The organism is Geobacter psychrophilus (assembly GCF_056821595.1).
In genome coordinates this window covers 2983948-2999099 of sequence record NZ_JBXDTU010000004.1, presented here as the reverse complement: position 1 = coordinate 2999099, position 15152 = coordinate 2983948, and the positions used below count along the sequence as shown (strand labels likewise).

The 15152-nt window shown below is 56.5% G+C and carries 15 protein-coding genes; all 15 read left to right on the top strand.

The features are described from left to right. The first annotated feature begins 11 nt into the window (after positions 1 to 11). A complete protein-coding gene (gene glyQ, locus ACOCF6_RS16380) occupies positions 12 to 893 on the top strand; it encodes a glycine--tRNA ligase subunit alpha (protein ID WP_482461401.1) in 882 nt (293 codons plus the stop codon). Further along, a complete protein-coding gene (gene glyS, locus ACOCF6_RS16375; RefSeq protein ID WP_482461400.1) occupies positions 890 to 2953 on the top strand; it encodes a glycine--tRNA ligase subunit beta in 2064 nt (687 codons plus the stop codon). The genes glyQ and glyS overlap by 4 nt, the downstream gene beginning before the upstream one ends. A gap of 32 nt (positions 2954 to 2985) precedes the next feature. Further along, the gene (locus tag ACOCF6_RS16370; protein WP_482461399.1) at positions 2986 to 4542 is read left to right on the top strand and encodes a bacteriohemerythrin; all 1557 of its coding nucleotides are present in this window, start codon (positions 2986 to 2988) and stop codon (positions 4540 to 4542) included. Then, the gene (hisH, locus tag ACOCF6_RS16365) at positions 4539 to 5165 is read left to right on the top strand and encodes an imidazole glycerol phosphate synthase subunit HisH (protein ID WP_482461398.1); all 627 of its coding nucleotides are present in this window, start codon (positions 4539 to 4541) and stop codon (positions 5163 to 5165) included. Before ACOCF6_RS16370 ends, hisH begins: the two co-directional genes overlap by 4 nt. Positions 5166 to 5183: 18 nt before the next feature. Further along, positions 5184 to 5915 carry a 1-(5-phosphoribosyl)-5-[(5-phosphoribosylamino)methylideneamino]imidazole-4-carboxamide isomerase gene (gene hisA / locus ACOCF6_RS16360; protein WP_482461397.1) on the top strand — a complete coding sequence of 244 codons (732 nt, stop codon included), beginning with the start codon at positions 5184 to 5186 and terminating at the stop codon, positions 5913 to 5915. Position 5916: 1 nt separating this feature from the next. Further along, complete coding sequence (gene hisF / locus ACOCF6_RS16355) at positions 5917 to 6678, top strand: imidazole glycerol phosphate synthase subunit HisF (RefSeq protein WP_482461396.1); 762 nt, start codon at positions 5917 to 5919, stop codon at positions 6676 to 6678. Beyond that, a complete protein-coding gene (locus ACOCF6_RS16350; protein WP_482461395.1) occupies positions 6675 to 7001 on the top strand; it encodes a phosphoribosyl-ATP diphosphatase in 327 nt (108 codons plus the stop codon). Before hisF ends, ACOCF6_RS16350 begins: the two co-directional genes overlap by 4 nt. 147 nt (positions 7002 to 7148) lie before the next feature. Further along, complete coding sequence (gene rpsU, locus ACOCF6_RS16345) at positions 7149 to 7346, top strand: 30S ribosomal protein S21 (RefSeq protein WP_482461394.1); 198 nt, start codon at positions 7149 to 7151, stop codon at positions 7344 to 7346. Between the two features lie 52 nt (positions 7347 to 7398). Then, positions 7399 to 7842: a GatB/YqeY domain-containing protein gene (locus ACOCF6_RS16340; protein WP_482461393.1), complete on the top strand. Its 444-nt coding sequence runs from the start codon at positions 7399 to 7401 to the stop codon at positions 7840 to 7842. Between the two features lie 107 nt (positions 7843 to 7949). Beyond that, positions 7950 to 8441 (top strand): CvpA family protein, encoded by a 492-nt coding sequence (locus ACOCF6_RS16335; protein ID WP_482461392.1) that lies wholly within the window; start codon positions 7950 to 7952, stop codon positions 8439 to 8441. After that, a complete protein-coding gene (gene dnaG / locus ACOCF6_RS16330) occupies positions 8438 to 10198 on the top strand; it encodes a DNA primase (protein ID WP_482461391.1) in 1761 nt (586 codons plus the stop codon). The genes ACOCF6_RS16335 and dnaG overlap by 4 nt, the downstream gene beginning before the upstream one ends. Before the next feature lie 24 nt (positions 10199 to 10222). Next, positions 10223 to 11971 (top strand): RNA polymerase sigma factor RpoD, encoded by a 1749-nt coding sequence (gene rpoD, locus ACOCF6_RS16325; RefSeq protein ID WP_482461390.1) that lies wholly within the window; start codon positions 10223 to 10225, stop codon positions 11969 to 11971. Positions 11972 to 11973: 2 nt separating this feature from the next. Continuing rightward, complete coding sequence (gene bamD / locus ACOCF6_RS16320) at positions 11974 to 13275, top strand: outer membrane protein assembly factor BamD (protein WP_482461389.1); 1302 nt, start codon at positions 11974 to 11976, stop codon at positions 13273 to 13275. Between the two features lie 199 nt (positions 13276 to 13474). Further along, positions 13475 to 14341 (top strand): HDOD domain-containing protein, encoded by an 867-nt coding sequence (locus ACOCF6_RS16315; protein ID WP_482461388.1) that lies wholly within the window; start codon positions 13475 to 13477, stop codon positions 14339 to 14341. Further along, positions 14338 to 15150, top strand: a complete 813-nt coding sequence (locus tag ACOCF6_RS16310) for an Lcl C-terminal domain-containing protein (protein WP_482461387.1) — start codon at positions 14338 to 14340, stop codon at positions 15148 to 15150. Before ACOCF6_RS16315 ends, ACOCF6_RS16310 begins: the two co-directional genes overlap by 4 nt. The last annotated feature ends 2 nt before the right edge of the window (positions 15151 to 15152 follow it).

Below are 15152 nucleotides of genomic sequence, written 5' to 3'. Positions count from 1 at the left end.
GGACCACTACCGTGACATTTCAGGATCTGATTCTTTCCCTGCAAGGCTATTGGGCCAAGCAGGGCTGCGTTATCCAGCAACCCTATGACACCGAAAAAGGTGCCGGCACCTTTAACCCCGCCACATTTCTGCGCGTTCTCGGTCCTGAACCGTGGAATGTTGCCTATGTAGAACCTTCACGCCGTCCGACGGACGGGCGTTACGGGGAAAACCCCAACCGCCTGCAGCACTATTACCAGTTCCAGGTCATCATGAAGCCCTCCCCCATGAACATCCTCGACCTGTACCTGGATTCGCTGCGCGCCTTCGGACTAGATCCCGCCAAGCACGACATCCGCTTCGTTGAGGATGACTGGGAATCACCGACCCTGGGCGCCTGGGGCCTGGGATGGGAGGTCTGGCTGGACGGCATGGAGATCACCCAGTTCACCTACTTCCAGCAGGCCGGCGGCATCGACCTCAAACCGATTCCATCCGAAATCACCTACGGCTGTGAACGCATTGCCATGTACCTGCAGGGGGTGGACAATGTCTACGACCTGGAATGGATCAAAGGCATCCGCTACGGCGATATCCACCACGAGAGCGAGGTGGAGTTTTCGAAACACAACTTCGAAGAGGCTGATGTGGATATGCTGCTGCAGCTCTTTACCATGTACGAGAAGGAGTGCCTGCGTCTGGCGGCAAAAGAGCTGGTCCTGCCGGCCTACGATTACGTCATGAAATGCTCCCACACCTTCAACCTGCTGGACGCCCGCGGGGCCATCTCGGTCACCGAACGCGCCTCATATATCGGAAGGGTCCGCAATGTGGCCCGCATCTGCGCCGAAGGATATCTGCGGATGCGTGAACGACTCGGCTTTCCGCTGCTGAAAGGAGGTGCAGCCCGATGAGCACCAAAGAACTGTTTCTGGAAATAGGTACCGAAGAAATCCCGGCCGGTTTCATCCCGCGGGCCATGGCCGAGATGGAGGCCATGATTACACGCGAGCTGACGGCCGCCCGCCTGACCTTCGGCTCGGTAAAAACCCTGGCCACACCGCGACGCCTGGCCTTGGTGGTAAAGGATATTCCGGCGATTCAGCCGGATGCCGAGATCACCGCTACCGGGCCATCGAAAAAGGCCGCCTACGACGCTGACGGAAAACTGACCAAGGCGGCTGAGGGCTTTGCCCGTGGCCAGGGGGTCGATGTATCCGCCATCCGGATTGTTGCCACGGATAAAGGTGAATATATCTCCGTTACCCGCACCGAAACCGGCAGGCCAACCCATGAACTGCTCTCCGAAATCCTGCCCAAACTGATTAGTGACATACCCTTCAAAAAATCCATGCGCTGGGGTGAGCTGGACGTGCGCTTCGCCCGGCCGATCCACTGGATCGTGGCCCTGTTTGACGGCATCGTCGTGCCGTTCGAATTCGGCAACATCACCAGCGGTGCCGTATCCCGCGGCCACCGCTTCATGGCCAATACAACCTTTCCGGTGCGTGATTATGCAGGCTACCTGGAAGAGTGCGAACGTCATTTCGTCATCCCTGACCCGGAACGCCGCAAGGAGATCATCCGCCGCGAGACCCACCGCGTCGCCATCGCAGCCGGCGGCCATCTGCTGCCGGACGAGGAGCTGCTGGAACAGGTCAGCTTTCTGGTGGAGTACCCCAGTGCCGTGCACGGCACCTTCTCGGAGGAGTTCCTCAAGGTGCCGAAAGAGGTCCTGATCACCTCCATGCGCAGCCACCAGCGCTATTTCTCCATCGTGGATGCCGCAGGCAAGCTGCTGCCGGGCTTCATCACCATCAACAACACCCTGACCGATGATCCATCGGTGGTGATCAAAGGCAACCAGCGCGTCCTGCGGGCGCGTCTGTCCGATGCCCGCTTCTTCTTCGATGAAGACCAGAAGGTTACACTGGACGAGCGCGTCGATGCCCTCAAGAAGGTCGTCTACCAGCAGAAACTGGGCACCTCCTACGAAAAGATGGAACGCTTCAGGGCACTGGCCGAAGGGTTGGCAACAAGGCTGAACCCGGCTGTCACAACACAGACCGCCCGGGCCGCCTGGCTCTGCAAGGCCGACCTGGTGTCGGCCATGGTGGGCGAGTTCCCCGAGGTACAGGGCATCATGGGGCGTGAATACGCCCTGCTGGAAGGCGAAGACTCTGCCGTGGCGGCCGCCATCGCCGAGCATTACCTGCCGACCCTGGCCGGCGGAGAACTGCCGGCCAGCGACATCGGCGCCTTCGTCTCTATTGCCGACAAGCTGGATACGATCTGCGGCTGTTTCGGGGTGGGACTGATACCGACCGGCGCCGCCGATCCGTACGCACTGCGACGCGCCACCATCGGCATCATCAGCATCATCCTGGACAGGGGCTACCGCCTGTCGCTCTCAGGGCTGATCAGCCAGGCGCTGGAACTGCTGTCTGCAAAACTGACCCGCCCCAGGGAACAGGTTGCGAGTGAGGTGCTGGAATTTTTCCGCGCCCGCTTTGTCAATCTGCTGGGTAACGACTATCCGGGAGATGCGGTGGATGCGGCCGTTTCCGCAGGCTTCGATGAGCTGGTGGATGTGAAGGCCCGTGTTGCGGCACTGGCCGAGTTCAAAAACCATTCCGACTTTGAGCCTCTGGCCGTGGCCTTCAAACGCGTCGGCAACATCATCAAGGAAGGCACGGATGCGCCGGTCGATCCGGCCCTGTTCGAGGACACGGCTGAAAACGCTCTGTACGAGGCATTTCAAACGGTGAAGATCGCCGTTGAAGCCAGGGTTGCAGCCGGCTCATGGCTGGATGCCCTGACCGAGATCGCCACCCTGCGCGGTCCGGTGGATGCCTTCTTTGACCGGGTCATGGTCATGGCGGAGGACCAGCGCGTTCGCAGCAACCGCCTGGCCCTGCTGACAGCCATCGCCCGCATGTTCGGACAGATTGCCGATTTTTCCAAGATAGCCTGACCGACAAACCAACTGAGCACAAAGGATAATTCATGTCATTTACAGCAAGGATCGTTGCGGGAAACACCATCGGAATTCTGCTTGCGGTTGCATCCATGGCTCTGTTTAATCCGAAGAGTGATCTGCTGCTGACAATCATCATCGGGGTGGTACTCGCTGGTGCCACATCTGTCCTGATAGGCATGCTGTCCCATATTGCTTTCAAGCCGCTGGCCCAGATTGTTGCCGCCCTTGAAAAAGCCGCCGTTGGTGACCTTTCCGTGCGGGCCGATGTGGTTGGCAGCGAAGAGTTTGCGCGGCTGGCGACCGCCTTCAACACCATGATGACCGATATGAACAAGGCCATGCGCCAGTTCTTCTCCGTCGCGGACACGGTGCGCGATTCGGTCGTGCTCGTTCGATCCACCACGGACGCCATGGCCTCTGCTGCCGAAGATGTTGCCATGCAGGCCAATACTATCGCCACCGCCAGTGAAGAGATGTCGGCCACCTCCAGCGACATCGCCCGCAACTGCCTGTGTGCCGCCGAGAGTGCCCAGAAAGCGACTGAACAGACCCACAGCGGCTCCCAACTGGTTCAAAGCAGTTCCCGCTTGATGGAAGGCATCGCCCAACGGGTCAATGTCTCATCGCAAACCGTCGAAAGCCTGGGGAAGCGCTCCGACCAGATCGGCGCCATCGTCAACACCATTCAGGACATTGCCGATCAAACCAACCTGCTGGCGCTGAACGCGGCCATCGAAGCTGCCCGGGCCGGTGAACAGGGGCGCGGCTTTGCGGTTGTTGCCGACGAGGTTCGGGCTCTGGCTGAGCGTACCACCAAGGCCACCAAAGAGATTGCCGCCATGATCAAGGCCATCCAGAGTGAAACACTGAGCGCTGTCAGCTCCATGTCGGAAGGGGTCGACGAGGTCAAGAGGGGTACGGCCGAGACGGCCCGTTCCGGCGAAGCCCTGGAAGATATCCTCAGCAAGATCAATGAACTGTCGATGCAGATCAGCCAGGTAGCCACCGCTGCCGAGGAGCAGACCGCCACGACGCATGAAATCACCAGCAACATCCAGATGATCACCGATGTCGTCAACCGCAACGTAGAAAACTCACACAGCACCACCCTGGCAACCAGCACGCTTGCCCGAGAGGTTGATAACCTGCACGAACTGGTCGGCCATTTCCGCCTGTCAAAGGCCCTGGAGTGGGATCCATCGTTTGCAACCGGGGTTTCAAAGTATGATGACCAGCACAAGGTCCTCTTCAACATGGTCAATGACCTGGCCGATGCAATGCAGCAGAAAAAAAGCAAGGAAGCTGTCGGACGGGTGCTGAACGGCCTGGCGGAATACACGATCAATCACTTTGCCGATGAAGAGCGCAGTTTTGCCCAAACACACTACCCTGAAGAAACCCAGCATAAAGCCCTGCACAAAAAGCTGCTCGATCAGGTTACCGATTTGATCGGGAAATTCAATGCCGGCGCGCCGCTGATCGCCCAGGATGTCATTAATTTTCTGCAGGACTGGCTGATCAACCATATCAAGGGCACTGACAAAAAATACGGCCATCACCTCAACAAGAACGGTATCAAATGATTGCAATCATTGACTATGGCATGGGCAACCTGCGCTCCGTGCAAAAAGGGTTCGAGAAGATCGGTGCAGAGGCGATCATTACTGCAGATCCGCAGACCGTACTGGCGGCGGACAAGATCGTATTGCCCGGAGTTGGCGCCTTTCGAGACTGCATGCACAACCTGGAGCAGGCCGGCTTCGTCGATCCGATCCTGCAGGTCATCGCCGGAGGCCGTCCGTTTCTCGGCATCTGTGTCGGCATGCAGCTGCTCTTCACCGACAGCGTTGAATTCGGACTTTACAAGGGGCTGAATGTGATTCCCGGTCATGTCCTGCGGTTTCCCGAGGACATGACGGTAGCTGCCGAGCGTTTGAAGGTGCCGCAGATGGGCTGGAACCAGCTGCGCTTCAAGCGCCGTCCGCCGGCTTTTGAGGGCATCGCTGACGACTCCAACGTCTACTTTGTCCACTCCTATTACGTGAAACCGGACGATGATATGGTCATCGCCACCACCACCGATTACGGCTTCGAGTTCTGCTCTGCGATCTGGAAAGACAACATCGTCGCCACCCAGTTCCACCCCGAGAAGTCCCAGGATGTGGGACTGCGGATACTGAAGAATTTTGCTGAATTCAAAGGCTGATCTGAAAGGTTTTCTCACATGCTTGTTATCCCCGCTATTGATCTGAAAGAAGGTAAATGCGTCCGCCTCGAACAGGGGCTGATGGACAAGGATACGGTCTTCAACGACAACCCGGCTGCCCAGGCCCGCGCCTGGCAGGACCAGGGGGCCGAATTGCTGCATATCGTCGATCTGGATGGAGCCTTTGCCGGAGAACCGAAGAACCGGGCGGCCATCGAAGCCATCCTGGCAGCCATCACCATCCCGTCGCAACTGGGGGGCGGTATCCGCGACATCGCCACCATCGAAGCCTACCTGTCACTGGGTCTTTCCCGGGTGATCATCGGCACGGCTGCCCAGCGCAATCCGGAACTGGTACGCGAAGCCTGTGCCAAGTTCCCTGGCCGGATCGTCGTCGGCATAGACGCCAAGAACGGCATGGTGGCGGTTCAGGGCTGGGCCGAGGTGACCGATATCACCGCCGTCGATCTGGCACGCAAGTTCGAGGATTGCGGCGTGGCTGCCATCATCTATACCGACATCTCCCGCGACGGCATGCTGCAGGGACCGAATCTGGAAGCGACCAAAGCGCTGGCTGAAGCGGTCTCCATTCCGGTCATCGCATCGGGCGGAGTGTCCAGCCTGAAGGACATTGAGAATCTGATGGCGATCGAATCCAGCGGTGTCACCGGGGTAATTACCGGCAAGGCGGTCTACACCGGCGCCATCAAGCTGGCCGAAGCGGTGACACTGACCAGGGGGCAGGTCTGATATGCTGACCAAACGCATCATTCCCTGCCTGGATGTCAAAGGTGGACGCGTCGTCAAGGGGGTCCAGTTCCTGGAACTGCGCGACGCCGGCGATCCGGTGGAAATTGCAGAACGCTATGACCAGGAAGGTGCCGACGAACTGACCTTCCTGGATATCACCGCATCCTCCGACCAGCGCGACACCATCATCGACGTCGTCCGTCGCACCGCCGAGCGGGTCTTCATGCCGTTGACCGTAGGCGGCGGCATCCGCACTGTTGAGGATATCCGCCGCATGCTCAACGCCGGTGCTGACAAGACCTCCATCAATACCGCAGCCGTTCATCGCCCCGAGTTTGTCAAGGAAGCGGCCGAGCGCTTCGGATCGCAGTGCACGGTGGTTGCCATCGATGCCCGCCGCGTTCCGGGCGAGATGCGCTGGGAGGTCTACACCCACGGTGGCCGCAATCCGACCGGGATCGACGCCGTGGAATGGGCCATCCGGATGGAAGAGTATGGTTCGGGCGAGATCCTGCTGACCAGCATGGATTGCGACGGCACCAAGGACGGCTACGACATCGCCCTGACCCGGGCCGTGGTGGACGCTGTCTCCATCCCGGTCATCGCTTCGGGCGGAGTCGGCAACCTGGAGCACCTCTACGACGGTTTCACCAAAGCCGGCGCCAGCGCCTGCCTGGCGGCATCCATCTTCCACTACCGTGAATACACCATCGGTGAAGCCAAACAGTATCTTCAGGAAAAGGGAGTTCCGGTACGCCTATGAGTGATCAACAACACATCCTTGACGCGCTTTATCAGGTCATCCTTGACCGCAAGGCCAGCCCGTCGGATACCTCCTACACCGCCTCGCTGATGCAGAAGGGGATCGACAAGATCCTCAAGAAAATCGGTGAAGAGGCTACCGAGGTTGTCATTGCCGCCAAGGGGGGCGTACGGGAAGAGATCGTTTACGAGGTCGCCGACCTGTTTTTCCACACCCTGGTACTGCTGGGGCATCAGGATATCCCGCTGGAAGAGGTCAACGCCGAACTGCGCCGCCGGTTCGGCACTTCCGGCATCCTGGAAAAGGCCTCACGCACCCCTTAGACCATGCAGAAAACCCCCAGTTGCGCCAGACAACAATTATATTGACTTTGGCAGTTTTGCTGGTATCATATGCAACTCTGTAATTTTTGCATTATGGCACTATCCAGATGATATGTTATCACTTTACGATGAGGGGAGGGATATGAGATGCCAGGAGTAAAAATTAAAGACAGCGAGCCGTTTGAACTCGCCCTGAAGAAGTTCAAGAAGCAGTGCGAAAAAGCGGGAATTCTTTCCGAGGTTCGCAAGCGTGAACACTTCGAAAAACCAAGCATCAAGCGCAAGAAGAAGGCTATTGCGGCCCGCAAGCGCGCCCTCAAAAAGCAGCGCAAGATGGTTGACTAGTAGCAAACCTCAACGAAGCTTATCCAGTACACTGGGTCAGGAACACAACTGCATGTCGCTCAAGGATCAACTAAACGAGTCGATGAAGACAGCCATGAAGGCGCGGGACACCCTGCGCCTTTCGGCTGTCCGCATGGTGCGTTCAGCCATTAAAAATCGTGAGATCGACACCAGGGTCGAAATGGATGACCAGGGTATCATTGAGGTCATCTCTACCCTGGTAAAGCAGCGTCGCGAATCAATCAAAATGTATCAGGAAGGCAACCGGGCTGATCTTGTTCAGCAGGAAGAAACCGAACTGGCCATACTGATGGAGTTTTTGCCGACTCAGCTCAGCACAGAAGAAATCAACGAACTTATTGACCGGGTTATTGCGGAAACAGGCGCCCAGGGAGCCAAGGACATGGGAAGAGTCATGAAAATGCTCACCCCATTGACAGCCGGCAAGGCCGACGGAAAAACCGTCAGCGACGCAGTTAAGCAGAAACTTGCCTGAAGCGCCGCAACCAGCCGACAGTGAGGCTTTAAGCGCATGATTTCATACCAGTGAAAGGGGCTTTCTACTCGATTGCCCCTTCTTTGTAAGCGGCACAAGGCACTACGATGAATCTATTCGACATCATCATCCTGGCAGTGCTGATCTTTTTTGCCCTGAAAGGCCTGACTCGCGGACTGGTCAATGAAACAGCATCATTGACCGGACTGATACTGGGGGGGTGGCTGGCCTACCGTTATTACCCGCTGCTCTCAACCCCGATACGCACCGTGCTGCATCTGCCTGTGCATGTATCCTCGTTTTTAGCCTTTATCCTGCTCCTGCTGGCGACCGGTATCGTCGCCCACATTGCAGGAAACGTACTCACCGCCGCATTGAAACTGGTCATGCTGGGCAGCCTCAATCGTTTGGGCGGCATACTGATCGGGGCAGCTGAAGGGGCACTGCTGCTGAGTCTGCTGTTCAGTACGGCCACAGCCGCTTTCATGCCTGAGAAGGTGAAGCAGAAGATCCGTGCTTCAGAATCAGCCAACCTGTTCGCCGTAAGCGGTGACTGGATTTTATCTGTCTGGCGGAGCAAGTCGGTCGCACAGCCATGATCCCTGACGACAAGGTTCGCGAAATCGCAGAACGGCTCTCGATAGTCGATGTTGTTTCAGAGTATGTCCAGCTGAGACGGGCAGGCGCCAACTTTACCGGACTCTGCCCGTTCCATGCCGAGAAAACCCCGTCTTTCAATGTCAACCCGGCCAGGGAGATTTTCCACTGTTTCGGATGTGGCGCCGGCGGCAACGCCTTCTCGTTCATCATGAGAATCGAGGGGCTCAGCTTCCCTGAAGCGGTCAAATTGATGGCCCGCAAAACAGGGGTCGAGATTGAGGAGCGTCAGCTCAGTCCGGCCGAAAAGCAGGCCCAGAATGATCGGCAGTCCTACCAGCGTATCAACGAGCTGACCGCACTTTTTTACCGGTCAGTGCTGGAACAGAAGCCGGAAGGGGCCGCTGCCAGGGAATATCTCGAAAAACGTGCGGCCACGGGAGAAATCGCCGAGGCATACCGTCTCGGATTTGCACCCGACCGCATCGACGCTCTCGTGCAGCACCTTAAAATCAGCGGCGTTGATCTGGAATGCGCCCAGAAGCTGGGGGTCGTGAGAAAGAGCGAGCGCGGCTGGTACGACCAGTTCCGCAATCGCCTGATGTTCCCGATCCGGGACAGCAAGGGCTATGTGATCGCCTTTGCCGGACGCGTCCTGGATGCCTCGCTGCCCAAGTACATAAACTCTCCGGAGTCACCGCTCTACCACAAGAGCGCGGTACTGTTCGGGATGGATCTGGCCCTGCCCTCCATCCGGACCGAGAACTCCATTATTATTGTGGAAGGGTATTTCGACCATCTGGCGCTCTACCGGGCCGGTATCCGCAACGTGGTTGCCACCTGCGGCACAGCACTGACCACCACCCATACCGGCATGATCAAGCGTCACGCCGAACGGGTATATACGCTGTTCGACAGTGACAAAGCCGGCAAAAATGCCACCATTCGTTCAATGGAACTCTTTCTCGAACAGCGGATGCCGGCGTACGTGATTACGCTCCCCCCGGGAGAAGATCCGGATAGCTTCCTGGCTGCCAACACGATTGAGGCATTTAAAGCGCGCCGCGACAAAGCCCGGCCGGCCTTCGAATTTTTTATCCGTTCCCTGCTGGCCCAGACACCACCGGACAGTGTCGACAGCAAGGTCCGAATCATCGATGAACTGCTGCCGCGCTTCAAAAAAATAGCCGACCCGGTTGAGCGTGACCTGTACGAAAAAGAGATTTGCCGCCTGCTGGGCATTACCGCCCACGCCTTTCGCAAACGCATGGGCGGCATGTCCCTGACAGAGCGGGACACGACCGGACAAGAGCTGAGAAACGTAGCCCTCAAGGGCGACCCTATCCAGGAAATGCTGCTGGCATTGATGTGCAGCTATCCTGAAGCCCGGGCACAGGCGGTCGCAACAGGTCCAGAAAATCTGTTTGATGGCGACTACCTGGAGCTCGCGCGACTGATGCTCGACACCATGGCTGACAATGACCATGCCCTGGCCCTGAGCCACCTGTCAGAGAGTATTGAAACCCCTGAAGTCAGGACCATCCTGTCGCGACTGCTCGTTTCCGATGCGCGGATGGCCGATATCGACTGGCGCTCCGCCTTTGACAGCTGCCTGCGCAGCAGGGAGAAACAGGCGATCCTGCCCATCAGGGAGATTATCGCACAACTGGCTGTGCTCGACCCGGACAGCCCGGAACACGCCGCACTCCTCAAAAAAGCAGAAGCGCTACGCACCAGAAAATCGAAGATTCAGTCCTAATGACTGCAGCTTGAGGTGAATTGAATGGCTAAGAAAAATCTGGATGAAGTAAAACACCTGATCGACCTCGGTAAGGAAAAAGGCTTTTTGACCTTCGACGAAGTTAACGACATACTTCCGCCCGACATCGCAACCGAGCAGATTGATGATGTCATGGGGATGTTCGGTGACATGGATATCGAGATCGTCGACTCTGATCAAAAAATCAAGATTCCCAAGATGAAGACCGATCTTGAGGATGAAGAAGAGGTCGAGGGTGAGGCCGAAGAGGTTGAATTCGAAGCCGGCACCATCGGACGGACCAGCGACCCGGTGCGTATGTACCTGCGCGAAATGGGCTCCGTTTCACTCCTGACCCGCGAAGGCGAAGTTGAAATCGCCAAGCGCATCGAAGACGGTGAACGGGATGTTGCCAGCGTCATCCTCAACACACCCATCACTGTCAAAGAGGTCATGCTGCTGGGCGAGAAACTGCGCAAGTTCCAGATCAATGCCTCCGAGATCAGCAAAGAGGTGGAAGAAGAACAACTGGAGGAAGGCGAGGAGGATGTCCAGAAGACCCGCATCCTTGAAGTTATCGACTCTATCGCTGCCCAGGACACCTTACTGGCAGAGATTGTTGCAGAACTGGAGGCAGCCAAGACTGCGCCCAAGAAAAAAGAGCTTGAGAAGAAATTGCGCAGCGCCAAGGATATCCAGGCTGACCAGCTTAAATCCCTGCGCATGAAAGACCGCCATATCAACAAGATTGCCGAGCGCCTGAAAGAGCTTTCCTTCAAGGTCGATCGGATGATGAGGGAATTTTCCGACCTGGAAGCCATTATTCCCGCTGACAAGATCAAGGCCCTGGTCGATAAATTTCAAAGGGACGAAGACAAGGCGGCCCTGGATCTGAAAAAGTTCAAGCTGGATGCCGAAGAAACGGATAAACTGGACAAGCGGCTGCGCGGCGCCGCCCGCAAACTCCAGAAGATCGAGCAGGAATCCGGTTTCAAAGCGATTGAACTGTCAACCGCGCTGATCGCCATCGAGGAGGGCGAGTGCAAGGCACGCATCGCCAAAAGCGAGCTGATCGAAGCCAATCTCCGACTGGTTGTTTCCATCGCCAAAAAGTACACCAACCGCGGTCTGCAGTTCCTCGACCTGATCCAGGAAGGCAACATCGGACTGATGAAGGCCGTCGACAAATTCGAGTACCAGCGCGGCTACAAGTTTTCCACCTATGCCACCTGGTGGATCCGCCAGGCCATTACCCGTGCCATCGCCGATCAGGCCCGCACCATCCGCATCCCGGTACACATGATCGAGACCATTAACAAGTTGATCCGCACCAGTCGGCAGCTGGTTCAGGAAAACGGCCGTGAGCCCGCCCCCGAAGAGATTGCCGAGCGGATGCAGTTGCCGCTCGACAAGGTGCGCAAGGTGCTCAAGATCGCCAAGGAACCGATTTCCCTGGAGACCCCCATCGGCGAGGAAGAAGATTCCCACCTGGGTGATTTTATCGAAGACAAGGGGGTCGTCTCTCCCATTGATGCGGTCATCAAGGCCAACCTTTCCGAGCAGACCGCCCGCGTACTGTCAACCCTGACCCCCCGGGAAGAAAAGGTGCTGCGTATGCGCTTCGGCATCGGTGAAAAGAGCGACCACACCCTGGAAGAGGTCGGCCAGGATTTTGAGGTCACGCGTGAACGTATCCGCCAGATTGAAGCCAAGGCTCTGCGCAAGCTGCGTCACCCCAGCCGCAGCAAGAAACTCAAAAGCTTCGTAGAATAACCATGAGCGGGCACTGCATCCTGACCCTCATAAACAGGATACATGCATCAATCAAACCGGTTCTGAACAGCCTGATTATCGTGCTGCTAGGAACCGGTTTTGTCGTTGCAGCGGAAATCGACGATTCCAGCATGTTTGTCGATGCCTTCAACGCCTACCGGAATGACGATTACCTGCTGGCCACCAAAAAACTTTCAACCCTCAATCAGCTCTTTCCCGACACCCCCCTGCGGGATGTAGCCCTGCTCCTGCTGGCACGTTCCGGTCTCAAATCAGGCGACAATGAACTTGCCGCACACAGCATCGGCAACTTCACCCGGGAGTTCGCCGGTCATCCCTTCACACCCGACACCGTTGAGAAGCTGAAAAAGCACAACATCCAGCCGCAGCCTGGCGCGGAACGGCACAGCACCGCACGTGCTGCAGACCATAACCAGGTGGCAGGTGAACAGTCAGACAGCCGCAGGAACTTGATGCAGCAGGATACTGCGGAACAGGCCCGCCCAACCGGGCCGGCAGTCGGAAAAAGGGCTTCCGGAGCTGATCAACGAAAACAGCGGGCCGCTCGAAATATCACACCGGTCGATATCACGGCAGCCATCACTGTATCAATAAAAGATCTGGTTGTGGAGGCCGGTCAGACCGGTTTCATTCCCTTTCAGATAAGCAACCCGGCTCCCGTTGATGAGGAATTTATTCTGGCGGTCAGCGCCCCGGCAGAGTACCGGCCGCAGGTGACTATAAACAACATAGCCGCGCCGCAGCCAACAATCATCGCAATCGGAAAAGGGGGCCGCTTACGTGGCACTGTCTCATTCTACATGCCGCTACACCTGCTGGACGGGCATAAGGCCACCGTATCACTCCAGGCTTCCTCAAATCTGTCCGGCCAGGTTGTCCGGACGCGGGACATCCCAATCATCACAGCCGCCCCACTTGTCCGCGTTGTAGCCAGGCCGCTTACCCCCCGGCCGATCCGGGGTGAACAGATGCAGTATCGCATAACACTTCTGAATGTGGGAACCGTCCCGGACCGGAGATTGACAGCCAGGGTGCATCTTCCGGAACAGATCGAATTTCTGGATGCTCCGGGTGTAGTCTTCCAGCAGGAATCCGTGAATACGATTGCCTTCAGAGTGGATGCCCTGGAAATCGGGAAACTGATTGAGTTCACGATGAATGTAAAGATTCGTGAAAACAGCGTCATCGGCCAGGAACTGCGCAGCCGGATTGAGATTTATCATGAGCAGACAAAGCAGACGGAAATCTTTTCATCGCTGGCAACAGTGGTCCGCGGAAATTAATCGCAGCATAACTCACAACCTTTTGAACCCAGCCGAGGACAACGGCAACCGCCGAAGCCACATAACGGCTCTATCCCCTCAGTGAATGACACGCAGCACCAAGATCTTGAAAAGGCACCGGTCACCTTGTCTTGATTGACATTCCACTCATGAACGTCCTACAATGACACACACGAAAAAGCCCCGGGAGGTAGTCCCAATGAGTGTTTCTCTGGATCTGCGCATATCGTTCTGCCTGTTACCCATTGAGTTGCCGGTTTTCAACCCTGTTGCGGTGGAACTGCTCCTGATGCTTGGCGATCCGGCAACAGATATCGATGCCATTGTAGGCACCATCAATGAAGACCAGGGGTTGTCTGCCCAGGTTCTCAAAATGGCCAACTCCGCTGCATTTACCGGGCTTAAGCGTTCTGAAACAATCAAGGAATCGGCCATTCGCCTGGGAACGAGGCAGATCACCAACCTTGCCATGGCCGCGTCCCAGTCGGCACTCCATACATCCGACAACCCCGTTGTCAATGATGTCATGCAGGACCTGTGGCTTCATTCGCACGCCTGCGCCCTCGGCTGCCAGTCGCTTGCCATGAGAACCGGACATCCGGATCTGGCAGACCAGGCTTATATGGCGGGCCTGCTCCACGATATCGGTAAGTTGTATATTCTCAAAGCCCTGGAGCGGATCAGCCAGGACAAGGAATCCGGCATTGTTCTCGAAAGGGAATTAATACTGGGCGCCTTCTCTGAATTGCACGTCGAACTGGGGTGCCGGCTGATGGATCACTGGAATATACCTCCTGTCTACCGTGCAATTGTAGCGGATCATCACTCAGAACATGTCGATTCGCAGGACATCCTGCTCGCTATCGTACGCCTGGTTAACTTCAACAGCCGCATGCTGAATATGAGCCTGAATTCAAGAGCCATCCTGACGGAAGACGTATTTCAGGAAATCAACACGCTCCGGATGGACGAATCGGTGTGGGCCAAACTGGAGGAGATAATGATCGGAGCCGGTAAAACTGAATGTGAGCTGGTCGAAGGCTTTCATGAAGAAGGTCATACATGAGACGTCTGCAGTATCCTGCCGTCATCCTGTTCCTCTGTTTTCTGAGCCTTGGCCACCCTCTTTCGGCAGCAGAGGTTTCAAATCTCAGGACGCATTTATCCAGCTCTCAGCTGTCCATCGAGTATGATCTGCTTGGCAGGAGTGGAGAAACGCACTCAGGTGTGGAGGTTGTATTTAATATCAATGGCACCAGGTATTCCTCTCACATGCTTTCCATGTCCGGTGATTTCGGCAGTTCGATTCCCCTTGGCAAAAACCGGCGAATTTCCTGGATGCATGCCAAGGACATTCCCGAGGGTCTGGAAACAAAGTTCAAATGCATAGTCAACGCTGTTCCGGACAGTAACGTCATAAACGAGGGTGTAACACCATCCGAGGGATTCAAGGCCTCCTATTACGCCGTAAACAGGCAGACCGTCGTGGAAACACGAACCAGACTCATGTGGACCCGCAACGCAAACATTTCCACGAAACCCATGAAGCACCCGGAAGCCGTTAAACTGATTGAGAAACTGAACCAGGAGCGCTATGCCGGATATAATGACTGGCGTATGCCGACACAAGAGGATTTTGAAGGACTTCTTTTTTTCGGCAAAAAAGCGGGCTGGGGCAGTGCGTTTGGACATTTTATCGCTGACTATCTGGTTACCTGCGGCTTTGCGCGCGTGCAGCCCGGCAATTACTGGACGTCCACCACGTCAGGGACGGAGAAGGATCATTTCTTTGCGGCAAATACCTGGAACGGGATTATCCGGCCGTTTGCCGGGAGCAACTACTACTACCTCTGGCCGGTGAGAAACGCACCCTGACA